We start from the raw sequence: 23,061 nt of genomic DNA, 5'->3' as shown, positions 1-23,061 counted from the left end.
CATCGTGCACTGGCTAGATATTTGATTGGCATATGCAAGCAAATGCCGGGAGCGCCACCTCAGATCCAGGCCAATCAATAGCAGGGCACATCACACCCGCACTCGCCACAGTTCCTTCACGTTCTAAGGTGCGACTCGTTCACACCAGGGAGGGGAATTGACAAAATGGCACTAACTAGACATATAGCCAAAAACGACACGTCTCGTATCCGGCTTGCTGTGGTAGCGCTCATGGCCACCTGTGTGCTCGGCGCGCCTGGGATCGTGGTGCCGGCTACCGCGGCGCCAGAGGAGGCTCCGGCCAGCGAAGGGGCGGGGGCTTCGGGCCGGCAGTTGAGCGCCGAGGAAGACGCGTTCCGGGAAGCCAAGGAATTGGGACAGCCCGTCGAAGTGCTAGAGCAGCGGAGCGAGACGTCCCGGGTATTTGCCAACCCGTCGGGGAGTTTCACCCAAGAGGCCTACGCGACAGCGCAGTGGACGCGTCAGAACAACAAGCTGGTAGATATCGACACCAGACTCAAGGCCACCGGGGACGGTCGGCTCGGTACAACCGCAACCTCTGTCGGTGTGACTTTCTCCAACGGTGGAACGGAACCGGTGGCCGAAGTTGTCCGTGATGGCCGCACCATGTCCCTGAAGTGGCCGTCTCCTCTGCCAAAGCCCGTGCTCGAGGACGATACGGTCACCTACCCCGAGGTGTTGCCCGGAGTCGACCTGAAGCTACGAGCCGACAACGACGGATTCAGCCAGCTCCTGGTCGTCAAGTCCGCCCTGGCCGCCGCCCAGCCCGAGCTGAAGACTGTTGCCTTCGACCTAGGAGCGGACGGTCTCGACATCACCGCCGACGAACACGGCAACCTCTCCGCCATCGACCCAGCCGGACAGCAGGTCTTTGTCGCACCCGCGCCCCGCATGTGGGACAGCACCAGCGCATCCGAACCCCAGGAGGCAGCCCGCTCCAGCATCACACCCGGACAAGGAGCCCCTCCCGCAGGCGAGTTCGAGCCCGGGCACGGAGCGCAGGAAGCCGTCATACCGATAGACGTCTCCTCAGACCAGATGCTCCTCACCCCGGATCAGACCCTCCTCACCGGCGAGAACACGACGTACCCGGTGTACATCGACCCCGCCGTCAGCGGCGCGCGTGAAGCCTGGACCATCGCCTACAAGAAGACACCGGGTTCCGGCTACTACAACGGGGCTGGCTGGGACGGGAAGACCACCTCCGTTGCCCGAGCGGGATACGAAAACGAGACCAACGGCCTCGGTCGCTCAATCTTCCGCATGGACACCAACAACCTCTGGAACACAAAAAAGCAGATTACGGCTTCAACATTCCGGATCAAGAACACCTGGTCGTGGTCATGCGACAACCGGAAGGTGGAGACGTGGCTGACAGGATCGATTTCTGCATCCAGTAACTGGACCAACACCAACACGGACGCATTCTGGAAGCAGAAACTCTCCACCGTCGACGACTCCAGAGGGTGGGGAGCGAACTGCCCTGCCGGAAATCTTGCCTTCGACGTCACATCCGGAGCCAAGACAGCAGCCAGCTCGAAGTGGCCGAACCTCACACTCGGCATACGGGCCACCAACGAGAGCGACGAATACTCGTGGAAGAAGTTCGACGCTAAATCCGCCGTCCTGTCCACCGAGTACAACACCACCCCCAACGTGCCCAGCAGCCTCGACACCATCCCCAGTTCAGGCGGCTGCGACACGGTCGCGCCCTACACCACGATCGGGAACACCGATGTCACGCTGACCGCCAAGGTCTCCGACCCGGACGGCGGAACGGTCCGCGCGCAGTTCCGGCTCTGGGGTACCAACGACCTCTCCGGCGGCAGTGAGATCTTCAACCAGATCGTCTCCGCCACATCCGGCACCGTCGCCAAGGTCAAGGTGCCCAAAGCCACCCTCCAGCAGTACCTGACAGCAGCCAAGGGCAACTTCGGCTGGAAGGTCCAGACCCTCGACTCAAGCACCAGTTCCGCATGGAACCCCAGCACGGGCACCTGCCGGTTCGACTTCGACCCCACGCGGCCCAGCACCCCGCCGACCATCAGCTCTCAGGACTTTCCCGACGGCACCGACGGCTGGCCGGCCGTCACCGGTGAGGCCAGGACCCCCGGAACGTTCATCCTCGGCAACGGCAACGTCAGCGACGTCAAATCCTACGAGTACTGGACCGACTACGACCCCACCGTCCGAAACGTCCTGCCCAGCACAGACCTCGACGGCGACGGAAAAGTCGACGCCAAGATCACCCTGACTCCGCCCGCCGCCGGATCACAACGGCTCTACGTGCGCAGCCTCGACGCCGCACAGAACCGCTCCGACCGAGCTTCCTACCTCTTCTACGCCAACGGTCTGGCCATCCCTGACAAAGCCGGCGACCTCAACGGCGACGACCACGCCGACTTCTACGGCGTCCGCACCGACGGGGAGCTGTGGCTCTACGCGGGCCAGGGAAACGGATACGTCGGAACCGGCACCACCGCGAGCATCAGCGACTTCGATCAGGCAAGCATCACCCACCGCGGTGACTGGACCGGCGACGGACTCGAAGACCTCGTAGCCGCCATCCCCGGGGACGGCGGCAAGACCCTCCAGCTCTACCCGAACAACGGGGTCGGCTGGGCATGCACCGAACGCGACGAACAAGCCGATGGCCACTCCCGCTCCTGCCTCTACGAGCGACAGGAACTCGCCGTTTCCGACGACGCCAACAACCACTGGGCAAACGCCGACCAGATCCTCGCCATCGGCGACGTCGACGGCCCTCTCGACGTCGACAACGACGGCACCATCGACGTGGCTGGCTACCCCGATCTCCTCGTCAAGGAAGGCAACCTCCTCTGGCTCTACTACGGCTCGGAGTCCTTCTACCTCGACGCAACCCAGGCCCCGGTCCTCGTCGGCAACGGCTCCTGGTCCAACTACGACCTGTTGGCCCCAGGCGACCGCACCGGCAACAATCACGTCGACCTCCTGGCCCGCCATAAGACGAGCGGAGAACTTCGGCTCTACGAAGGCACCGGCCCCGCCGGCGAGGGCCTGGGCAGCGGCACCACCTCCACCGTCATCGGCTCCGGCTGGACGCGCACCTACCGACCCTTGCTCACCGCCTTCCCCGATGCGGGCGCCGACAACAAAGCCGACATCTTCGCCACAGGCGAAGACGGCAAGCTCTACGTCTACCCCAACCTCTCCGGCAGCGGCGTCGTCGTAGGAACCGGCGGATGGCTCGACTTCCAAGCCATCAACTGAACCAAAGCGGATAGCACACCATGGGGTCCTTCCTCCTCCGCTGAGGAGGAAGGACCCTGCTTCGGGAATCAGCCCACGCACAAGTGCAAGCCAAACCGCGCCCCTCGGCCAGCCGATCTTGTTGATGTTGCGGCTCTCCTTTCTGATGCTCGAGAAAGACGAAGGCGCCCTCTTCGAGATCGCCAACCGCTTCGACCTGCGCCACCGCCGAGCAGACCAGCGTGGCGAGTATGACCAGGTCATCCTTGAGTGGGTGTTTACGCCTGCCTTGATGAAGTTTCATGTGCTATATGAATCGGCTTTGATGAGACGGGCGCCTCTCGAGGTCCCGGTGGTGCTGGGATGCAGATGCCTTGGTCTCGCCAGCACTCCTCCTGTTCCATCCCAGGACGCGCTTATCGAGCACCATTTGCTTCGTGCGCGACCCAGCGCCCACACCTCACCGCAGCGGATCCTGTGCCACACCTACGGACGGGTCGACAGTACGGGGCCAAACCGGTACTCCGCGGGGGCCGGCTCGTTATGGAGCCCGGCGGCCGGCAGCACACCCTCACCCCCTGACACCGCGGTGACTGGCTCGTCGCGAGCTTCGCGCCCGGTATCCAGGCAGACGGCAAGCTGTGTGCCCGCTACCAGGGCTCCAGCCGCACGGCATTCGTGCAGATCATCGACCACAGCGAGCTCGCACTTTTCAACAGTCGGCCATTCATCGATGAGGTAGTGGAGGTGCCATCCGTCGCCGTCTGGTTCGAAAGCAACGCCGTTCTGATGGCGGTGCGCGGTGGCGAGGACGTCTCCGATGGCGTTCAGCAGTTCGGGCGGGCAGGTGTTGGCCTCGGGGCTCAGGCCGTCACTCAGGTCGTGGTCCTCACTGCTCGGTGACGAAGTAGATGGCCCGGTGCTCGTGGCGGGGGCCGCCAGAAAGTCGGCGGGTGACACCGACCCCATGAATCGCCTGTCCTCCAAGTTGGACGAGCTGCTCGGAGCGAGTGACAGTCACTTGGCCCCAGCCATGACTTGATCGGTGGCGGCGCAGACCTCGGACCAGATCTCACTGATGCGAAGTTCCTGGAGCGACACCGTCTCGGTGTATCCGTTGTACCCGTAACCGTTGTCGAGCACGGGCGCCAAAAGCCGACTGCGCCAGGATCGGACGATGATGTCCTCGACCTTGCGGGCATCAGAACCGACGGCGAAACGCATCGTCTCGATCGTGGTCCAGCCGTTGCGCCGATGTTCATAGAGCCGTCTGTTCCTGGGACTGTCTTCGCAGATGCCGATCTTGGCCGCCACGAGCTCAGCTTTCGTGACCAGGTACAGGAGAGCGGGGAGGTGCGGTTTGAAGCCGTTCGCGGCGCAGGCAGCGCAGGGGCCCTGCCTCTTGTGAGAGTTCAGCACGGGGTCGCAGTAATGATTCTTGGCGAGGCACCGGCCGGGCCACTTGTTGGCGTCGCTTGTGTAGGGAATGTTCGGATCTGGAACATAGCCCCAGGCTCGAGCGCGTTCCCGGGCCACGCTGTCTGGGAGGCGTCGCTTCCCTCCGCAGTGGCCGCAGCCTCCTTGCTTGCCGTTCCTGATGTTGTCCAGCCGGGGGCCAGGCTCGCAGATCTTCCAGCACCGCAAGCACCATGACCGCACCGCGGTCTTGACGTCGGGAATTTCCACAATGGGCAATACGTGTCCGAGCCGGATCATGTCCCCTCGGCGGCAAATCGCCCGGTTCCTCTTGTTGCAGTGAACGCATCCGACCCGGCCTTTCGTGGCTAGCTTTCGGACGACACTCAGGTAAACGGGGAAGGGCTCCGTGTGGCCCTGACACCCTGGTTGGGTGCAGCGCACGGCGAAGGGCTTCGAAGTCACGCCAGGATAGTGATCTACCGGCTCAAGGCCGGAGGCACGCAGTTCCAGGGCGACGGCTAAGTGATCGGTCTTGGGGCGTTTCACAGTCGTGTTGTAGCAAGGTGGACTGACAATCAGCCTTCACACGGTCGGCAGAACGCCGCCGTCCAGCCCCCGGCCTCACCCCGCAGCGGGCCGGGCGACCTGAGCACGGCGGCCGGCCCTACGCGCCGGCTTCGAGGAACTCGTCACCGGCCACTCCGTACGGTCGGACATGGCCACCGAGGCCCGGCGCGCGGGACAGGACCCCGAGGCCATCGCGGTGCCGGGCATGCGCGTCATCACGCCCGAGCTGTTCGGGAAGCTGAAGGAGGCCGTGATGGCCTACACGGCCGCGCTCGCCTCTAGTCCGGACCGGTGGGCAGACGAGCAGGCCGTCGGGGAACAGCTCACGCACCACAAGCTCACCGGCGACCGGCTCTTCACCACCTACGCCGAACCGGTAAACACTGCCTGAGCTGCTGCCGGGACCACGCTGCGGCGGCGACGGCTCCTGGGCTGGCCGGCCGCTGCAGGACCCTCTCAGCGCGCTCCGTCGCCGCGCGGGAGCCCGTATCTTGTCGCCCGCGGGCCCTTCCGGCGGGGGTCCGGGAGACGGGCTGACAGGTCAACCGCTTGCCGCTGCTGCTCCGGCTTGAACGGAACGGCTGCATTGCCAAACACTCCCGCCAGGACAACAAGCTCTTCTAGCCCTCTCGCGGGGCGCACAGTCGTCCTCGAAGTGGAGCTTGATCACTTGCGACTCCATTCGCAAGTGGATGATTGACCTCCGATTGATATTTGCAGACTTGGGGCCTGCGCCCGCACCTGCCGGTCTACTCTCGGTACGTGGATCTAGTGACCGCCCTCGTCGCGGCAGCAGCCGTGATCGTGAACCTTGCCGCGCTCCAACACGTCCTGACTCAGCGCCGCCGGGAGCGAGAAGGGGTTTTCTTCAAGGCGCAGGAAGAGGCCTTGGCCGCCCTTAGAAATGGCGCTGACGAGGCCGCAGCCACGGCCGTCTTCTCCGCCATCGTGGACCAAGAGGGCGTCCCTGTTGAGCACTCGGTTTTCTCCCAAAGGCACAGTCACAGCAGCCATAGAAGCGATACGACCCATAGCGTCATCAACGTTCACGGCGGCATCGTGTTCAACATTCACACGCGCTCGGTGAACGAACGAAATTCCAGCAACGGCGAGTTCGACGGCTTCGCGGGAGATCAAGACCCGGCGCGGGGTGAGTCGATCAATGACTAGGGCCATCAAATCGAAGAAGCTACTCACTCCCGCAGACTTCAGTAGTGCAAGCATTGCCGGGACCGTCGTGACAGTCGGCTACAACCTCGGTGCGACCACTTGGCCCGGGAAAATCTGCATCTGGTCAACGCCTCTCCTCATCCTTCTACTTCCGATCATCTTCGCCGCCTTCGTTAATCGCGTGGACAACCGCATGGCGAGATCGCAAAGCGCCGTGCACTTGAAGGAGCTGAGGAGGATGATAGAGAAGGAAAAGGACGAAACGCAACGCGCCAAGCTGCAGGAGACATTCAACAGGGCCCAGCAGGACAAGGCCAATAGGCTGCGAATGCAAGCCAATCAGCCGTATGAGGAGGTGCCAGATTAACTGATCGTTTCAGAGTTGCGTTGTGGGTCTTGTCTCCGACGATCTCGGTCGGCAGGGCGTCTACTGAATCTGAACTCGTGATGTCGGCGCAGCTGGGCGGAGCATCCGGCTTGAGATCGTCCACCTGGTGTTGGCGCGTGGCCCAGGCGCCTTCATTCGGGGCTGGGCCTGCTGCTGGGTAGCCTTCAGGGCATGTGGAGAGAAGCGGCTCTTAAGACGTCGTTTCTTATGGTGTGATCGTTCGTTGATCCGTGCATGACGGATCTCGTGGAGCGACTGGTGCCGGACGAGTTGTGGGTGCTGTTCAGGCGGGTGGTACCACCGACTGAGGTGATACGTCCGCAGGGCGGCGGCCGGCGCCGGGCGGGTGACCGTGAGGCGCTGGCGGCGATCATCTTCGTGGCGACGTCGGGCTGCACCTGGCGGCAGCTTCCGCCGGTGTTCGGCCCGGCGTGGCCCACGGTCTACCGCCGGTTCGCCCAGTGGAGCCGGGACCGGGTCTGGGCCAGGCTCTACCGCGTGATCCTCGACGAACTCGGGGCACGGGGCGAGCTCGACTGGTCGCGGTGCGCGATCGACTCGGTCAGTGTGCGGGCCGCAAAAGGGGGCCACTGACGGGACCGAATCCGACCGACCGCGGCAAGTTGGGATCGAAAATCCACCTGATCACCGACAGGAACGGGCTGCCGCTGTCCCTGGGCATCTCCGGCGCGAACATGCACGACAGCCAGGGCTTGGAGCCGCTCGTGCGCGGCATCCCACCCATCCGATCCCGCCGCGGGCCCCGGCGCCGAAGGCCGGCGAAACTGCACGCGGACAAGGGATACGACTACGACCACCTGCGCCGATGGCTCCGCTCGCGGGGCATCCGCCACCGCATCGCCCGCAGAGGCGTCGAATCCTCCACGAGGCTGGGCCGACATCGGTGGGTCGTCGAGAGAACCGTGTCCTGGCTGGCCGGCTGCCGACGCCTCCACCGTCGCTACGAACGCAAGGCCGAGCATTTCCTCGCCTTCGTCGGCATAGCCGCAGCCCTCATCGGCTACCGCCGACTAGCCAGGGCAAGCACCTGACACCCCGATCTGTCACACCCCTCCGCCATGCTCTCCGACATGAACGAGAACGCCTTCTGGCAGCTCATCGAAGCGTGCAGTCCCTCTGTCCCCGATCCTGAGGGTGATGAGCTTGCCGCTGCCCTGACCGCCCGCCTGACGAACGGCCCTGTATCTGACGTGGTCGGCTTCGCCGAGCAGCTCTCCTGGGCCCTGTACAGGCTGGACCGCAAGGAGAACGGTGATGGCCTGTCGAGCGATCAGTTCCTGTACACCCGGGCTGCGGTCGTCGCGGCCGGCCGTGAGGAGTTCGAGCGCGTACTTCGAGACCCAGAGCAGTTCATGCCGTACGCCAGCGACCTCGTCTGGGCCGAAGCCCTGCTCTACGTACCCGACAACGCGTACAAGCACCTCACCGGTGACGAATGGGACCGCAGCACCCGCTACAGCTACGAGTCCTACTCCAACACAGCCGGGTGGACCACCACATAGGCGCCCGCAGTCGCTCCTGCCTGCACCATAAGAAACGACGTCTAAGGCCTTTCCCGGGGCAGAATTCCGGAGTCCCGCGCCGGTGGGGCCCTCGCCGAGGCAGCGCACCGTCTCGAACGCGGCCTGCAGAGCTGAAAGCTGCCGAACAGGGCACAGCTCTTGGAAGCGGGGGCCTGCTGCGGGCGGTCACGGCTCCCACTCGCAGGGCTCGGTGTTCGGGATGGGCACTATTGGTATCCGTGCCGCTGAGACGCCAGCAGTCGCGGGGGATGGTCATGCGGGCACCGCCTTGAGGAACGGGCGGTTCAGCTCTCGGAAAGCTCCGGTTGTCTCATGACCTGCTGCCAGGTCTTGAGAACTTCCTGCCTGGTCATCTCCAAGTTGGTCGCGGGCCAGCCGCAATGGGAGTACAGACGATCCAACATCGACAGAGTCGAAAGTGGAGCGCCCGCGCACCGGATAGCGGCGTCCTGCGGGCTGTACTGAATCTGTCGGTAAGCAAAGTGGTCGTCTGGCCCTGTCGAAGGGGCACCTGGAGCCTCTGCGACGAACATCATTAGTCCATGAGGCTGCCCGTGCGCTACAGCCGAGGTGGCCCGCCATAGCAGCACGCCCAGATCGGAGTTACCAGTCCCGATAATTTTGCTTGCCATCGCTGTCGTGGTCGGCGCCGAGCTTGGCCCGAGGTAGCAGGGCCGATATTTGTCTGCGATTTTCCCCTTGACAGAGAACCCATGGTGACGAGCAGCACGAAGAATTCTTTCCATGCGTTCTCTCAGGTACTCGCGCGCACGATCGGCTCCCGGCGTTGTGGCATCTGAGACCATTGCCGACTGTTCCTTAAGGCTCTGCAGTCGATAATTCATGTACCGCCGCACTCGCTCCCGTGAACCGATCTCGGGCTCCAGAAGGAACCAAGGTTTCGTGGCAATGTCCAATGTGCTGCGGGCAACCGTGTGAGAGGCCATCAGACCGCTGGGGGAAGTGAAAAGCACGGCCAGGCCGTCAAGATGGTCCATCACAGCCATGACAGGGGATATGGCAGCCAGGTGGGCATCCTGCTCCGGAGTCGCTCCCCACTCGCCTGCCAAGTCATATTGCGGTTCGAGTTCAGCCGGCGAACCTGGCACGGCGATGCCGTTATAGCGACCGTAGGTGTCGTCGAACTCCGAGCGTAGTTGCCGCAGGGAGTGGCTCAGCAGGTGCCAGGCATCAGTTGTCACGATGTTGACGGTAGACCGCTGTCTGGTGAAGTGCGCCCCATTTGTTGGGGAGATGGGGGCCAGAGCTCATCAGCTGAGGGCGGCGTCCCGCGTTGCTTCGTGCCAGGCCCCAGCTGCTGCGGGCTCGTGGTGCGCTGACGCTGGACCCTGATGGTGGAGCCCGTCAGGGTGCGCAAGCGGCAGGCTCTACGGGCCTCCTATCGAACAAGCGAGAGAGAAGGACGTGCGGGTGCGCTCTTTTGCTCCCCGCCCTTGAAGCTGATGGGTGCCAGGCCGAAGACGTAGTGGCGTTCAGCAGTTCGGGCGGGCAGGTGTTGGCCTCGGGGCTCAGGCCGTCACTCAGGTCGTGGTCCTCACTGCTCGGTGACGAAGTAGATGGCCCGGTGCTCGTGGCGGGGGCCGCCAGAAAGTCGGCGGGTGACAGGTCGGTGGGTGACGCCGAGGTCGGCCATCGTCGTCATGTAGGCGTCGCGCAGGCAGTTGCACCCGTCCAGGTAGCGGCCGAGACCGGTCAGCAGCGTCGCGCCTCCCCCAGTCTGCGCGGCGCACCAAACACCGTCCAGGCCGACTGCACCCGAGTGGCATGGCTGCCACCTCGCTCAGCCGGGTACCGAACTTCGGGAAAAGGCGACGCACTCCCTACTATGCCTCTGACCTGCACATATAGAGAGACGAAGCTATGGGATTCTCGCGATGCTTACGAGAATCTACTCATTCAGCGGAGTCACAGGTCACAGCCTTCAGCTGTAGGCGCTACTTGAGACTTCCCTGCTCAGACGAGGCACCTCATCCCGTGCAGCCGTCCAACTCAAGTCACGAAGCAGCAGATCGAAGCTGCTTCAACTGCCCCGAAAGAGCCGAGAACTCACACGGGCTGAGCCGGTGCGGCGGGCGAGGCAGGTGTGCCGGCGGGCGGCTGCGGGGCGGTCGTGGTCATGGTTTCCCCCTGGGTTGATGACGGGTGAGCAGCTGGTGCTGCATCCCTGTGGGTTCGGGCTGGGTGTGGAGACAACAGCGCCCTGCGTCCCGGGCCGGGAGGGCAGGGCGGGTGCGGGCAGCACAGTGCACGAAGGGCGGGTTAGCGACGCAAAAGTTGGCTGACCTGCGGTTTCAACGATCGGTGGGGCATTGAATGGAGGTCCGGGCGGTGCTACGGAGCGGGAGGTGAGTTCTCGCAAGAGTGAGAGCGAGTCGAATGCCCGACGGATCAGGTCAGGCTGGCAGATTCATAGGCAACGCGGCTGCTTAACTTCCTCTCTGATGACACATCAGGACCAGGCCGAGCCACATCACAATGACACATCACGAGAACCCACACACCTGTCTTGACCTGCGGTTACGGCATACCCGTGGGTGTCTGGCGTATGCCAGACACCCACGGGTATGGAGAACAGGAAGACGCAGGTCGGGAAGGTCTCGAATTTTCACTCTCACTAATGACGTAGGTGTCACTCTGACCAGATTGAGACACCCCTGTGATGCACTTCACGCAGCGGCCTCTCCGGCAGCAAAGTGACACCCGACGGCGCTAGCCCCGCAAGTGCTTCCTCGGACGCCCTGGAGCGCACGGGCTTCCCGGGGGCACCGTACGGCGAGCTGCGGGCCGAACGCGCCTCGACTCATGGGAGCCCCCGGCACGTGAGTTCACGTCTCGCCGAACGGCGGAACATCCGCTTCGTCCGCGTCCAGACGAAACCGTTCGTAGCGCAGGGGGTGGCGCCATACTCCGTGGTCCTGTGACACGTCGGCGCTGATCTCCGCGACGAGGGCGGGGTCGACGAGGACCGGTTCCAGGGGTGTGCGGCTGGTCCAGGAGGCGGTGAAGCGGACGCCGGTCCACGGGTGTTCGGGGCCGGCCGCGGTGAGGTGCTCGGCGAGGTCCCGGGCCGGGGCGGGCTTGAGCGGGACGGTCTTGCCGACCAGGCGTAGGCGGCCGGTGGTGTCGTAGCGGCCCAGGAGCAGCACTTGGGGGCGGTGGAGGGAGCCGGTGACGGCGCCGATGAGTGCTTCGGTGGTATTCCTGCGGCGGACCTTGGTCCAGCCGCGCACGCCCGGCCGGCAGCGGCCCGTCAGGCTCTTGACCACCACCCCTTCGACTCCTGGCACGTCGGTCCATTCATGCAGCCACTCGTCCCCAACCGTGGGGTCGGTGGTCGAGGGGCACAGCGTCCACGGCGGGCCGAGCTGGTGCCCGGCGAACAGTTCCTCCAGGACGTCGCGGCGGTGGGCGAACGGCTCCTCCAGGAGCTCCTGGCCGTCGTTTTGCAGGACGTCGAACGCGATGAAGTGGGCGGGGAGCTCGGCGGCCGGGGCACGGGCGTTGCGGCCGGCGGTCGCGCGGAGTTGCAGGGCGGTGAAGCTGAGCTGGCCGTGGTGGTCGAGGACGGCGAGCTCGCCGTCGAGGACGAGTCCGTTCGGGAGGCTGCGTGCGGCCGTGGTCAGGTCGGGAATCGGTCCTGGACCAGCGCCCCGCGCCGGGTCTGCACGAGCACCGGGTCACCCGCGTGGAGTGGGGTGTAGAGCAGGGCCCGGAAGCCGTCGTTCTCCAGACTGTGCCGTGTCTCATGAGACACGGCGCTGGCCAGCCGGTTAGAGATTGGGCGACTCGGGTTTCACCAGCCCGCTTTGGTAGGCGATGACGACGAGTTGGGCGCGGTCGCGAGCGCCGAGTTTGGTCATGGCGCGCTGGATGTGGGTGCGTACGGTCAGGACGCTGAGGACGAGTTCTTCGGCAATCTCGTCGTTGGACTTGCCCTGCGCTGCGAGGACGGTCACCTCCTGCTCGCGCGGGGTGAGGTCGCCGAGACGTTCCACCGGAGCCAGGGGCGTTCCGGCGGCAGGTGTGGTGAGGAAGCGGGTGATCAGGGCCTGCGTGGCACCTGGTGAGAGGAGCGCTTCACCTGCGGCGACCGTACGGATGCCGTCGAGCAGGGCGTCGGTGGTGACGTACTTGCCGAGGAAGCCGCTCGCGCCGACGCGCAGGGCCTGGGCGACGTATTCCTCGGTCTCGAACATGGTGAGGACGAGGACGCGGGTGCCGGCCAGGTCGACGTCCTCGCAGATGGTCCGGGTGGCGGCCAGGCCGTCGGTGCCCGGCATGCGGATGTCCATGAGGACGACGTCAGGGTGGAGGGCGCGGGCGCGCTCGACCGCTTCCCTGCCGTCGGCGGCCTCGCCAACAACTTCCATGTCGGTGCAGGAGTCGATCAGGAGCTTGAACGTGCCCCGCAGCAGGGCCTGGTCGTCGGCGAGCAGGACACGGATGGTCAACGCTGTTCCTCTGGTTCTGGTCGGTCGGCCAGGGCTTCCGCCTGACTGAGAGGCTGGAGCGGGAGCGTGGCGGTGACCTGGAAGCCGCCTTGGGAGCGGGGCCCGGCGTGCAGAGCCCCGCCGACGGAAGCGGCGCGTTCGCGCATGCCCATTAGGCCGTAGCCGCCGCCGGGCACGGCGGGGGCGACGGGCGGGCCGTAGTTGGTGACGGCCAGGCGCAGGCGCGCGTGCGCGTAGCTGAGGTGGACCTGGGCTTGGTGGTCGGAGGCGTGTTTCGTGGCGTTGGTGAGGGCTTCCTGGATGATCCGGTACGCGGTCAGGTCCACACCCGGGGACAGAGGACGCCGCTCGCCGTCAGTGGTGACCGTGACTGTGAGACCGGCCGACGCGCACGCGGCCACCAGCTCGCAGACGCTCCAGCCCCGGGGCGGGCTCCAACGTGTCGACTTCTGGGTTGCCCGTCTGACGCAGCACTCCGACGGTGGCGCGCAGTTCGAGGAGCGCGGACGAGGTGGTGCCGACCAGCTCCTTGAGGATCTTCTGGGCCTGCTCGGACTGGGTGGGGGCGAGATGGGCGGCGGTGCCTGCCTGAGCGTGCGCGACGGCCATGTGGTGAGCGACCGCGTCGTGCAGTTCGCGGGCGATGCGCATGCGTTCCTCGGTGACCCGCAGGCGGGCTACTTCCTCGCGGGTGCGTTCGGCGTGCGCGGCGCGAGTCTGGACGGATTCCAGGTAGGCGCGGCGGAAGCGGCTCAGGCCGCCCAGGGCCAGGGGCAGCAGGAGCCAGAAGACGGTGCCCACGGAGCGGAGCATGAAGTCGTCGCCGATCGGCGCGGCCGACAGTGAGGTGGCCACCAGAACGGCCATGGTCGGATACGCGCACCAGCTGGTCGTCCGTGCGTCGGTGAGGGTGGCCACCCAGTACAGGGCGGCCATGACCGGGGCCAGGAGCAGCGGGCTGGGCAGGTGGCCCAGGAAGGTGAGGACGGCAGCACAAGCGGCGGTGACGGCGAGCGCGGCGCGTGGATGGCTGCGTGCCTTGAACAGGACGGCGGCGCAGGCGAGGGCCAGGAGGCGGGCGGGCCACGGGTTGGCCGGGGCCGTGGAGTCGGTGGTGCTGACCTCGGCTCCGAAGACCATGCAGGCGCACAGGGCGACGGTCAGGACGGCATCCGCGAGGTGCGGATGGCGCTCTGCAAACCGTTCGAGGTAGCTCGTCATCGCTTGTTCTCCGAGTGCCTGTGCTGGGTCCATGGTCGCCGATGATCAGGAGGACGGCTGTGCGGGCCGCACCGAGAAGGCTTCTCGGTGCGGCCCGCACAGGGCGGGTGGGCCGGGTCAGACGTGCACGGCGTCCGGCTTGTCGGCGGTGGGGCCCGGTTCCCCGTCTTGGTCGTCGGACGCCGACTGGTGGTCGAGGGCTTCACCTTCCACATCGACGCGCGGCAGGAGCCGGTCCAACCACTTCGGCAGCCACCAGGCCCGCTCACCGAGCAGGGCCAGGACGGCGGGCACGATCGCCATCCGCACGACGAAAGCGTCCAGGAGGACCGCCGTGGCCAGGCCGAACCCGATCATCTTGATCATGGAGCCAGTCTCGGTGATGAAGCCGGAGAACACGGCGATCATGATGAGGGCGGCGGCCACCACGACCCGGGCACTGTGCCGGAACCCAGTCACCACGGCCTGCCGGGCGCTCTCGCCGCGGGTGTAGGACTCGCGCATCCGCGCCACGAGGAACACTTCGTAGTCCATGGCCAGGCCGAACACAATGCCCACCAGGAAGATCGGCATCAGGCTCATGATCGGGCCGGTCTGCTGGATCCCGAACAGACTCGCGAGGTGACCCTGCTGGAAGACCAGCACCACAGAGCCCAGGGCCGCCAGGACCGACAGCAGGAAGCCGAGCGCCGCCTTGAGAGGCACGAACACGGACCGGAAGACCACCATCAGCAGCAGGAACGCCAGGCCCACGATCGTGATCAGGTAGGGCACCAGAGCGGACTGCACCTTGGCGGCGACGTCAATGTTCAGCGCGGTCGTGCCAGTGACCTCGAACGTGGCGGAGGTGTCCGACTCCAGAGCCGGGCGCTCACTGCGGATGGAGTTGACCAGGTCCTTGGTCTTGGCGTCGGTCGGGCGGTGGACGGGGTGGCCTGGAACACCGCGGTGTCACCGGCCTTGTTGAAGTTCGCCGGTGAGACGGACACGATCCCGCCCGTGTCGGCGATCTTGTCACTGATCGTGGCGACGGCCGCCTTGGGGTCGGATGCCCCCTGAGCGTCGACGACGACGGTCAGGGGCCCGTTGAAGCCGGGGCCGAAGCCCTCGGCGAGCTCGTCGTAGGCGCGGCGCTGGGTGGTCGACGTCGAAAGGGCCTCGTCGCCCGGCATGCCCAGCTGCAGGCTCGCCGCCGGAACAGCCAGCGCGCCCAGGCCCAGAACACCGAGGATCAGCACGGGCAGCGGGCGGCGCAGCACGAAGCGGGCCCAGCGGGTGCCGAGATTGCCACGGTCCTTCTTCGACGCCTCGGAGGCGGCCTCGGCGATGCCAGCCCACTGTGCGACCGGAGCGTGCGTGGTGGACGCGGCAACCGCGTCCGTCTCCCTGGAGCCCTGCTGCTTGCGGCGCTTACGGGAACCCTTAGCTGCGCGCTCCGCGCCCTTGCGCATACGGCGCGGTAGTACGGCATTCGGCCAGAATCCGAGGATGGCCGGCACGAAGGTCAGCGCGGCCAGCACGGCGATCAGGACCGCGCCCGCGGCAGCCAGTCCCATCTGCGTCAGGCTCGGCACCCCGACCACTGCAAGACCGGCCAGCGCGATGATCACGGTGAGTCCGGCGAAGACGACCGACGAACCGGCGGTACCGACCGCCCGGCCCGCTGCCTCCTTGGGCGCGTGGCCCTTGCCGCGTTCCTCACGGAAGCGGGAAACGATGAACAGGGCGTAGTCGATGCCGGCTGCCAGGCCGAGCATCATGCCCAGGGTGCTGGCGTCCGAGGACAGCCCGAGCGGCCCGGCGAGCAGCATGATCGAAAACAGGCTCACGGCTACGCCGACGATCGCGGTGAGCAGCGGCAGCCCGGCTGCGGCCAGCGAACCGAAGGTGACCAGCAGCACCAGGGCGGCCACGGAGATGCCGACGATCTCGGCGACCCCGCTCAGCCCGTCATCGGCCTCCATCGCCGACCCGCCCAGGTCGACGGTCAGACCCGCGTCACGTGCCTGGGCAGCGGCGTCCTCCACCGCAGTGCGGCTGGCGTCGGTGACATCGTCGGAGCCCACCTTGTACGTGACGCTCGCGTACGCGGTCGATCCGTCCTTGCTGACCGCGTTCGACGTGAACGGGTCCGCGACACCGGCCACCTGCGCGCCGCCGCCCAGCGCGTCCACCGTCTCCTCGATGGCCTTCTTGTTGTCGCTCGCGGTCACCTTCTGCCCGTCGGGGGCCACGAAGACGACCGTGGCGCCGGCGCTGTCGGGGGTGGCCCCGGGGAAACGCTCCTGCATCAGGTCGTACGCCTGCTGGGACTCGATCCCCGGCATCGACTCGTCCCCACCGGACGCCTCGGGCGCCTGCATGGCGCCCAGGCCGACCGCGGCGAGAATCGCCAGCCACACCAGGGCGACATAGCCCCGCCACCGGAAGGCATTCCTACCTAGCCGATAAAGAAAAGTTGCCACGTCAGGGGTCTCCGTATCCGTCTCCGATAGCCGTTCCAGGCTCACTCGGCAGACCCCGCCCCGTCGTCATGCGGCTACGGACACCGCTCTGTACTGCAACTGCAGGAGCACCTACTGAGATCTCAGTAGAAGGCGGCCAGATGCGCCACCAAGCGGCTCAGTTGCTGGGATGGCTGGGGCGCCCTTATGAAACACCTTCAGATGTCTGGAGAACCCTCGAACTTGGGCTGGACCGCCATCCGTCCGGTGAAGGGCGGGAGGGTTTCGCGGGCGCGGGCGAGCATCGGCTCCACGGGAGGCCTCAGGACCACGTAAGACTCCCTCCAGCGCGGTCGGGTGCCTGGGTCAGGAGTCGGGGTGCGCGTCCGTCTGGAGCGTCCACGAACCCCCTGGGCAGCCCTCCGGGAGCGGCGGGAAACGGTGTCCCTTCACGTCGGTACTCCAGTGGTGGCCCGCGCCACAGTCGCACACGTAGATGCCGCTCTCCGGCACGATCTCGCCCGGGTGCACGATGCCTGTTCCTCGTTCATGTAACCGGTGTACGACCCTCCGCACGGGGCGCGACCGGGAGGGTCGCCCGGCATGCCGGGACCGGCCTGGAGTCGCACCCTGGAGAGATGAGCGCGCCGATCGTCATCCACCGCCTCTCCCCCACGGGCGGGCGCCGGGTCACCATCCGTGGGCAGATCGCCGTGCTGGCCTAGGAGGACCAGGACGTCATCGAGTGACCTGGATGCGGCCGCTGAGCCGCACAGCGTCCTCCCAGAAGTGCTCGGCCGGGATGTCCCGGCCGAGCACTTCAGGCGAACTCCGGCGAACGGCCCCCGCGCTCCCGGTGTTACGACGACGCGTCAAGCCCGCTCAGCACAGGCAGGGCTGGCGGCGCAGGCGGCGGGGCGGGCCCGGTTCAGCTGAAGAAGGGCCAGTTGCCGCGGATGGGCTTGGGGTAGCCGGCGTCGGTTCGGTCGGCGGCGAGGTCGTAGCGGACGTACTGGTCGTCCTTGAACAGGTAGACCTTGGTACGGTCGGTGACGTGGGGCGCGGCGGCGTCGATGCGGCGGGTGAAGGAGTCCGGCAGGCCCCCCCCAGTTGCCCCTGATCGGCTTGGGGCCGCCCAGGAGCTTGTCGGAGGCGACGTTGTAGCCGACGTACTGGTCGTCCTTGAGCAGCCAGACGACCTGCGGGTCGGTGGGGTGGTTGACCGCGGCGTCAATGCCGAGCTGGAACGGCGCGGGCAGCGCCGTCCACCCGTCCGCGATCGCCTTGGGGTAGCCCGGAGGGACGGTGTTGGATTCCAGGTCGTAGCGGACGTACTGGTCGTCCTTGAACAGGTAGCCGACGGCCGGCTGGTCCCTGCGGTTCAGCGCGGCGTCGACGCTGCGGGTGAACGAATCCTGCAGGCCGGGCCAGTTCCCGGCGATCTCCCTCGGGCCGCTCACCCCCTGGTCGGCCTTGAGGTCGTAGCGGATGTAGTTGCGGTCCTTGAAGATCCAGGCGATGTGTCCCTCGTCCTTGGAACGCAGAACCGCGTCGATCCGCCGGTAGAAGCTGTCCTGTACATCGGTCGCCATGCGAAAGCTCTCCCTGCACTAGGGGGGTGGATGGATCGGGCTGATGCCGCTCCGTCCGGCCTGCGAGGCCCAGGGCCAGCAAACGCCCGTCTCAGACATGCTCAGCAAATCTCGACGCATGCGCTGATACCTAAAGCAGTGATCATCTTTCGGCCATAGATATATAAGCTTCAGATTTCGCACCGCAGGGGTGCGTAACGGATCGCTGTGGACGGCGGATACGGATCACTCCAGAAGCCGCAGGGCGCCGCTTCTCCGCCATGGCGGCGTGAAGACAGACGCCGGAGGGCTCGCGGTTCTCGGAGCTGGAGCGGCTGCGCCGGCCGCCGACGCGGACTACCGGGACGGCGTTCGCCCGTGCGCTGGAGCGGGTGGACGAGATCAGCGCGTACCGGCTCGGCAGGTTGAGGCTGTCGCAGATCCCTCCGAACCGGATGGCGGCGCTGTCCCGGTATGCGCTGGTGTCGAAGGCGACGGCAGGGGGCAGGGCTAGAGCGAGCCGACGATCTTGCGCGGAGTGATCCGGACAACGACGCGTTCGGCATCGTCGGCGGAAGCTGGGTTGAAGTCCGCGTAGTCCTTGCCCGTGTACTTGCGCGAGAGCTCATCGATCAGCTCCGAGGCGCCATCCGTGGAGATCTCTGCCTCACCACGCACCTCGGCGTAGGTGTACGGCGCGTTGGCCGGGTTGATCATCACGCTGATCCGCGGGTCTCGGCGCAGGTTCAGATACTTCCTGCGGTCCACCGTGGTGGAGATCAGCAGGTCGTCACCGTCGCGCTTGAGCCAGGTCACGGACAACTGCGGGCTGCCGTCGGGCTGGCTTGTGGCCACCGTCGCGAAGACAGGAGTCTCGTCAATGATCTTCTGGAGATCATCAGAGAGTGCGGCACTCATAGAAATGAGCCCTTTCAGGTAGACGTCTCGCACCCGCGGTACGGAAGGCGACAGCGGATGCGCCACGGAGTACAACGACCACCCCCGTCCTGGGTGCCGGGCGGCCAACGCACCACCGATGTTGGACGCCTGAAACTCCCTCCTGGTCTACAAGCGGGTCTCGACCGACCAGCAGTCGACCGCCCGGCAGGACCTCGTCCTGGCAGAGGCCGGGATCGAGGACCCGGTCGCCTCGCCCTGCATGAAGCCGCCCCGCCGCCTGCCCGGCCCACTCGAGCCCCTGGCTCCGCGCGTGAGCTCACACCCGCATGCCCCCTGTGTACGGCACCCCAGGGCCGCGTGACTCCGGGACTCCCCGGCATGCTGTGACTGGCGACGCGACGCACTCTGGAGAGATGAGCGCACCGGTCGTCATTCACCGGCCCTCTCCCACGGGCGGGCGTCGGGTCACCGTCCGTGGGCAGATCGCCGGGCTGGCCTACGAGGACCAGGACGTCGTCGAGTTCCTGCGCCGTGCCGGGCTCCCGGACGCGGACCAGCTGCTCGACCTGCCGCAGTGGGTGGAGTGGCGGGGCGGGCGGGCGCACACGTACGCGGCGGCGTAGCTCTGGCTGGGGCGGTGCCGGGGCGGATACTGGAGATAGCAGCGCCACGGCCCACGGCTTCCCGGTCTTCGAGGGGAAGAACCCGATCAGCCCTGGAGTCCGGTTTGCGGTCGGCAGACCTCGCACGGCTCGATGTCCGGCTGCGCGAGTGCCACCATGGCGTCCTCGCGGGAGATCAGCCCCACCTGGTCCGGGTAGGTGGCGCAGCCGCCACGGTGCAGCAGCGCCACCGAGGAGGAGCGCTGTGGCTGGATCTTCCACGCCATCTCGGCCCGTGCCCGCTCGCGGCGTGTCCGCTCCTGGACTTCCTGGATCTCCAGCTCCCGGACGCGGCGCTCGGTCTGCCCGACCTGCCACCGCAGCCAGTCGAGGAGGACTCTGTTCTTCTCCAGGTCGCTGATGGCGTGGGAGGTCGGCATGTCGTCGGTCATGGCTACGCGTCGGGGCCGACGGTGTCGTGGACGTGCTTCAGGGCGGTACGGGCTGCCACACGGTCCGGGCCCTCCAGCGTCTCCCAGTACGGGTGTGTCAGAACCTGAGCGGTCAGCTCCAGAATCCGGGCCCGGTATCCGGCGAAACGCCCGACCAACGATTCGGTGATTCGAAGGCTACTCAAGCGGTGCACCGGAGGCGGCTCGAAGCCCCGGGACGACCAGTCCGGTTTCGTAGGCGAGGGCGACGAGCTGGGATCGGTTGGCCACCGTGAGTTTGTGCATGATGCGGTTGACATGGGTTTTGACCGTATTGAGGCTGAGGCCGAGTGCCTGGGCGATGGCGGTGTTGTCGGGCTGGGTGGCGAGGAGGGTGAGTACTTCGCGTTCCCGCTGCGTGAGTGAAGTGAGAACCCCGGGAGCAGGTGGTCCGGCCGGTGCGCGGAGGGGCGCCGGTGAGATGACCATCGCGCCACGGCAGACGGCATCAAGCGCTGTGAGGAATTCGTGGGGCTCGAGGAAGGGGCCGAGCACACCGGTCACGCCCGCTTCCGCGAGGAGGGGCAGTTCGGCCGAGGGGACCGCGCCGTGTACGGCGACTCGCGTGTGCAGGGCAGCGTGGCTCAGCGCCTTGACCGGGGCCAATGGGGCGCGGGCGAGTTCGTGGGCGTCGATGAGCAGGAGGTCGCACGCCGTGGGGTGCAGGCCGTTCAGTGCTTGGGTGAGAGTTGCGGTGTGGGCTTGGAGGGTGAAGGCGGGGGCTGCGGCGATGACGTGCGCGTAGGCATCTCGGACCAGGGTGGGGCCGCCGGCGAGGACCACTCGGTGCATCGGCGTGTCCTTCGGGCAGGGGGCAGGCCCGCGGCGCCATGGCGCCGCGGGCCCGTGGGTGGAGGTCTCAGTGGTTGTGGTCCGTGGTCCCGGCGTAGCTGGGTTCGCGGACGGTAGGGGCGGTGGGGGTGTGCTTGGTGAGCTTCTCTCCTTCGATGTCGACGTTGGGCAGGATGCGGTCGATCCAGGTGGGCAGGGACCAGGCGCGCTTGCCGAGGAGAGCGAGGGCCGCGGGGATGATCGTCATACGGACGACGAAGGCGTCGAAGGCGACCGCTATGGCCAGGCCGAAGCCGAGTGCTTTGATCATGGCGTCGTGGGAGCCGACGAAGCCGGCGAAGACGCTGATCATGATGAGGGCGGCCGCGGTGACGACGGTGGAGCTGTGCTTGAAGCCGGTCTCGACGGCGGTGCGGGCGTCGGCGCCGTGGACGTACGCCTCGCGCATGCGGGTGACGAGGAAGACCTGGTAGTCCATGGCGAGGCCGAACACGATTCCGACCATGAGGACGGGCATCAGGCTCATGATGGGGCCGGTCTGTTCCAGGCCGATGAGGTCCTTGAGCCAGCCCCACTGGAAGACGGCGACGAGGGCGCCGAGCGAGGCGAGCACGGAGAGCAGAAATCCGAGGGCTGCCTTGACGGGAACCAGGATGGACCGGAAGACCAGGATCAGTACGAGCACGGCCAGACCGACGACGAGCGCCAGGTAGGGCACGATCGCTGCGCTGAACTTGTCGGAGATGTCGATGTTGAGTGCCGTGGTGCCGGTCACCAGTGAGCGGGCTCCGGTGTCGGAGCGGAGATCACCGGACAGGGCGCGGATGTCGGCGACGAGGTCCTTCGTGTCGTCGCTGCCGGGTGCGCTCTTGGGGATGACGGTGATGATCGCGGTGTCGCCGCTCTCGTTGAACGCGGCCGGGGTCACGGCGGCCACGTCCCCGAGGGTGCCGAGGGACTTGGCCATGTCCTGGGCGCCGCTGCGGGCGACGGCCGGGTCCTTGCCGTCGACCGTCACGGTGAGGGGACCGTTGAAGCCGGGCCCGAAGGACTCCGACAGCATGTCGTAGGCCTTGCGCTGGGTGGACGAGGCGGCCTTGGATCCGTCGTCCGGCAGTCCCAGTTCGAGCTGGGTGGCAGGCAGGGCCACCACGCCGAGGGCGACCACGGGCAGGAGGAGCATCCGGGCCGGCCTGCGCAGGACGTAGGAGATCCAGCGCTGCCCCAGTCCCGGCTTGGTGGTGGCTGTGGTGGGCGCGCTCTTCTTGCGCTTCTTGCCTCGTACGCGCTCGCCGGCGAAGCCCAGGAGTGCGGGAACCAGGGTGATGGCGACCAGGACTGCGATGACGACGGCGCCGGCTGCGGCGAGGCCCATGGCGGTGAGGATGGGCAGGTTCACCACCGCGAGGCCGGCCAGCGCGATGACGACGGTCAGTCCCGCGAAGACGACGGCGGAGCCGGCGGTGCCGTTGGCGCGGGCAGCCGCTTCACGGGCGTCGTAGCCGTCCGCGCGTTCGGAGCGGTAGCGGGAGACGATGAACAGGGCGTAGTCGATGCCGACGGCGATGCCGAGCATCGTGGCGAGCGCCGAGGCATTGCTGTTGAGGTCGAGGGGGCCGCTGAGTGCGGTGATGGCTGCCATGCTCACGCCCACGCCGACAATCGCGGTCAGCAGGGGCAGGCCGGCGGCGATGAGGGAGCCGAAGGTGATGAGGAGGATGACGGCTGCCAAGGCGAAGCCGATGGCCTCAGCGGTGTGGCTTTCCTCGGGGGCGGCCAGCGCGTTGCCGGAGGCTTCCACCGTCAGTCCCTGGTCACGGCCCGATTCGAGTGCTGTTTCCAGGCCCTTATGGTCGCCGTCGGTGAGGTCGGCGTCCTTGGCGGTGTAGGTGACCTGCGCATAAGCGGTGGTGCCGTCGGCGCTCAGAGCCTTGGAGGCGATGGGGTCGCTGACCTGCCCGATGCGGGCCGATGAGCCCTTGACGTCGGCAAGGGTCGCTTCGAGGGCTGTCTTGTTCTCCGGGCTGCTGATCTTCTCGCCGTCCGGAGCGCGCAGCACGACGCGGGCGGTGGCTCCTTCGGCGTTGGCTGCTGGGAACTTCTCTCCCAGCAGGTCGAAGGCCTTCTGCGCCTCCGTGCCGGGCAGGCTGATGCTGGAACTGGCGGGGCCCGAGCTGCTGGCGGCACCGGCGCCGACGGCGCCCAGGATCAATGCCCAGAGAAGGACG

20 protein-coding genes and 4 pseudogenes are annotated in these 23,061 nt (G+C 66.6%); 9 read left to right on the top strand and 15 right to left on the bottom strand.

The genetic code is table 11. The features are described 5' to 3' along the window. The first annotated feature begins 231 nt into the window (after positions 1 to 231). Complete coding sequence (locus tag AMK10_RS35825) at positions 232 to 3,273, top strand: VCBS repeat-containing protein (RefSeq protein ID WP_241839814.1); 3,042 nt, start codon at positions 232 to 234, stop codon at positions 3,271 to 3,273. Positions 3,274 to 3,930: 657 nt separating this feature from the next. Beyond that, the gene (locus AMK10_RS37565) at positions 3,931 to 4,155 is read left to right on the top strand and encodes a hypothetical protein (protein WP_158070921.1); all 225 of its coding nucleotides are present in this window, start codon (positions 3,931 to 3,933) and stop codon (positions 4,153 to 4,155) included. A 114-nt stretch (positions 4,156 to 4,269) separates the two neighbouring features. On the opposite strand, the gene AMK10_RS35815 is transcribed toward AMK10_RS37565, so the two are convergent. Continuing rightward, positions 4,270 to 4,566 carry a hypothetical protein gene (locus tag AMK10_RS35815; protein ID WP_143195013.1) on the bottom strand — a complete coding sequence of 99 codons (297 nt, stop codon included), beginning with the start codon at positions 4,564 to 4,566 and terminating at the stop codon, positions 4,270 to 4,272. 820 nt (positions 4,567 to 5,386) lie between these two features. Between AMK10_RS35815 and AMK10_RS35810 the strand changes: the two genes are divergently transcribed. The 5 genes from AMK10_RS35810 to AMK10_RS35785 all read left to right on the top strand — a co-directional run bounded on the left by AMK10_RS35810 (position 5,387) and on the right by AMK10_RS35785 (position 8,319). Then, positions 5,387 to 5,629, top strand: a complete 243-nt coding sequence (locus tag AMK10_RS35810; RefSeq protein WP_241839813.1) for a hypothetical protein — start codon at positions 5,387 to 5,389, stop codon at positions 5,627 to 5,629. 371 nt (positions 5,630 to 6,000) lie between these two features. After that, entirely contained in the window at positions 6,001 to 6,408 is a 408-nt protein-coding gene (locus AMK10_RS35805) for a hypothetical protein (protein WP_143195012.1), read from the top strand. Next, on the top strand, positions 6,401 to 6,775 hold the full coding sequence (locus tag AMK10_RS35800; RefSeq protein ID WP_073753826.1) for a hypothetical protein: 375 nt from the start codon (positions 6,401 to 6,403) through the stop codon (positions 6,773 to 6,775). The genes AMK10_RS35805 and AMK10_RS35800 overlap by 8 nt, the downstream gene beginning before the upstream one ends. A gap of 255 nt (positions 6,776 to 7,030) precedes the next feature. Further along, positions 7,031 to 7,848, top strand: a protein-coding gene (locus AMK10_RS35790) for an IS5 family transposase (RefSeq protein WP_382564468.1) whose coding sequence is annotated in 2 segments (ribosomal slippage) — positions 7,031 to 7,388 and positions 7,388 to 7,848 — 819 coding nt in all. Because the reading frame shifts where the segments join, the coding sequence is not laid out codon by codon here. Positions 7,849 to 7,887: 39 nt separating this feature from the next. Further along, positions 7,888 to 8,319: a DUF4240 domain-containing protein gene (locus tag AMK10_RS35785; RefSeq protein WP_241839812.1), complete on the top strand. Its 432-nt coding sequence runs from the start codon at positions 7,888 to 7,890 to the stop codon at positions 8,317 to 8,319. A gap of 305 nt (positions 8,320 to 8,624) precedes the next feature. On the opposite strand, the gene AMK10_RS37390 is transcribed toward AMK10_RS35785, so the two are convergent. The 9 genes and pseudogenes from AMK10_RS37390 to AMK10_RS38395 form a co-directional block, all read right to left on the bottom strand. Then, on the bottom strand, positions 8,625 to 9,542 hold the full coding sequence (locus tag AMK10_RS37390; protein ID WP_143195011.1) for a hypothetical protein: 918 nt from the start codon (positions 9,540 to 9,542) through the stop codon (positions 8,625 to 8,627). A gap of 1,644 nt (positions 9,543 to 11,186) precedes the next feature. Beyond that, positions 11,187 to 11,630 (bottom strand): hypothetical protein, encoded by a 444-nt coding sequence (locus AMK10_RS38410; RefSeq protein WP_241839811.1) that lies wholly within the window; start codon positions 11,628 to 11,630, stop codon positions 11,187 to 11,189. Beyond that, positions 11,631 to 11,984 (bottom strand): annotated as a pseudogene (locus AMK10_RS38840) (ATP-dependent DNA ligase); the annotation flags it as partial. A 147-nt stretch (positions 11,985 to 12,131) separates the two neighbouring features. Continuing rightward, entirely contained in the window at positions 12,132 to 12,812 is a 681-nt protein-coding gene (locus AMK10_RS35765; RefSeq protein WP_073753814.1) for a response regulator transcription factor, read from the bottom strand. Further along, on the bottom strand, positions 12,809 to 13,138 hold the full coding sequence (locus AMK10_RS38645) for an ATP-binding protein (protein WP_338014691.1): 330 nt from the start codon (positions 13,136 to 13,138) through the stop codon (positions 12,809 to 12,811). The genes AMK10_RS35765 and AMK10_RS38645 overlap by 4 nt, the downstream gene beginning before the upstream one ends. A 28-nt stretch (positions 13,139 to 13,166) precedes the next feature. Next, positions 13,167 to 14,066 (bottom strand): sensor histidine kinase, encoded by a 900-nt coding sequence (locus tag AMK10_RS35760; protein WP_338014690.1) that lies wholly within the window; start codon positions 14,064 to 14,066, stop codon positions 13,167 to 13,169. Positions 14,067 to 14,150: 84 nt separating this feature from the next. Next, positions 14,151 to 16,498, bottom strand: a pseudogene (locus AMK10_RS35755) (MMPL family transporter). Between the two features lie 907 nt (positions 16,499 to 17,405). Then, a complete protein-coding gene (locus AMK10_RS38400) occupies positions 17,406 to 17,711 on the bottom strand; it encodes a hemopexin repeat-containing protein (RefSeq protein WP_241839820.1) in 306 nt (101 codons plus the stop codon). Between the two features lie 31 nt (positions 17,712 to 17,742). After that, positions 17,743 to 18,069, bottom strand: a pseudogene (locus AMK10_RS38395) (hemopexin repeat-containing protein); the annotation flags it as partial. A gap of 275 nt (positions 18,070 to 18,344) precedes the next feature. On the opposite strand from AMK10_RS38395, the pseudogene AMK10_RS38835 reads away from it, so the two are divergent. Next, a pseudogene (locus tag AMK10_RS38835) lies at positions 18,345 to 18,578 on the top strand (hypothetical protein); the annotation flags it as partial. Here AMK10_RS38835 and AMK10_RS35735 read toward each other — a convergent pair. Then, positions 18,559 to 18,966 carry a PPOX class F420-dependent oxidoreductase gene (locus AMK10_RS35735; RefSeq protein ID WP_073753808.1) on the bottom strand — a complete coding sequence of 136 codons (408 nt, stop codon included), beginning with the start codon at positions 18,964 to 18,966 and terminating at the stop codon, positions 18,559 to 18,561. The pseudogene AMK10_RS38835 and the gene AMK10_RS35735 overlap by 20 nt on opposite strands. A gap of 395 nt (positions 18,967 to 19,361) precedes the next feature. Between AMK10_RS35735 and AMK10_RS35730 the strand changes: the two genes are divergently transcribed. After that, positions 19,362 to 19,571, top strand: coding sequence for a hypothetical protein (locus AMK10_RS35730; RefSeq protein WP_073753806.1), 210 nt, complete (start codon positions 19,362 to 19,364; stop codon positions 19,569 to 19,571). An 86-nt stretch (positions 19,572 to 19,657) separates the two neighbouring features. On the opposite strand, the gene AMK10_RS35725 is transcribed toward AMK10_RS35730, so the two are convergent. The 4 genes from AMK10_RS35725 to AMK10_RS35715 form a co-directional block, all read right to left on the bottom strand. Next, positions 19,658 to 19,990: a DUF6233 domain-containing protein gene (locus AMK10_RS35725; protein ID WP_073753901.1), complete on the bottom strand. Its 333-nt coding sequence runs from the start codon at positions 19,988 to 19,990 to the stop codon at positions 19,658 to 19,660. 14 nt (positions 19,991 to 20,004) lie between these two features. Next, positions 20,005 to 20,187: a hypothetical protein gene (locus AMK10_RS37385; RefSeq protein WP_143195010.1), complete on the bottom strand. Its 183-nt coding sequence runs from the start codon at positions 20,185 to 20,187 to the stop codon at positions 20,005 to 20,007. Next, positions 20,180 to 20,833 carry a response regulator transcription factor gene (locus AMK10_RS35720; RefSeq protein ID WP_073753804.1) on the bottom strand — a complete coding sequence of 218 codons (654 nt, stop codon included), beginning with the start codon at positions 20,831 to 20,833 and terminating at the stop codon, positions 20,180 to 20,182. The genes AMK10_RS37385 and AMK10_RS35720 overlap by 8 nt, the downstream gene beginning before the upstream one ends. Positions 20,834 to 20,900: 67 nt before the next feature. Further along, the coding region (locus AMK10_RS35715; protein WP_107428573.1) for an MMPL family transporter at positions 20,901 to 23,061 on the bottom strand (2,161 nt) is incomplete at its 5' end.

The sequence above is a fragment of the Streptomyces sp. CB02058 genome, assembly GCF_001905505.1.
In the GTDB taxonomy this organism is placed as follows: Bacteria; Actinomycetota; Actinomycetes; order Streptomycetales; family Streptomycetaceae; genus Streptomyces.
Note: the sequence above shows the minus strand (reverse complement) of the source record. Positions and strands in the feature narration are given on the sequence as shown.

Excerpts from the sequence above, each read along its gene's own strand:
- AMK10_RS35825 (WP_241839814.1), top strand. The coding sequence starts at position 232 with ATGGCCACCTGTGTGCTCGGCGCGCCTGGGATCGTGGTGCCGGCTACC.
- AMK10_RS35810 (WP_241839813.1), top strand. The coding sequence starts at position 5,387 with ATGGCCACCGAGGCCCGGCGCGCGGGACAGGACCCCGAGGCCATCGCG.
- AMK10_RS35800 (WP_073753826.1), top strand. The coding sequence starts at position 6,401 with ATGACTAGGGCCATCAAATCGAAGAAGCTACTCACTCCCGCAGACTTC.
- AMK10_RS35785 (WP_241839812.1), top strand. The coding sequence starts at position 7,888 with ATGAACGAGAACGCCTTCTGGCAGCTCATCGAAGCGTGCAGTCCCTCT.
- AMK10_RS35760 (WP_338014690.1), bottom strand. The coding sequence starts at position 14,066 with ATGGACCCAGCACAGGCACTCGGAGAACAAGCGATGACGAGCTACCTC.
- AMK10_RS35735 (WP_073753808.1), bottom strand. The coding sequence starts at position 18,966 with ATGAGTGCCGCACTCTCTGATGATCTCCAGAAGATCATTGACGAGACT.
- AMK10_RS35730 (WP_073753806.1), top strand. The coding sequence starts at position 19,362 with ATGAGCGCACCGGTCGTCATTCACCGGCCCTCTCCCACGGGCGGGCGT.
- AMK10_RS35725 (WP_073753901.1), bottom strand. The coding sequence starts at position 19,990 with ATGCCGACCTCCCACGCCATCAGCGACCTGGAGAAGAACAGAGTCCTC.
- AMK10_RS35720 (WP_073753804.1), bottom strand. The coding sequence starts at position 20,833 with ATGCACCGAGTGGTCCTCGCCGGCGGCCCCACCCTGGTCCGAGATGCC.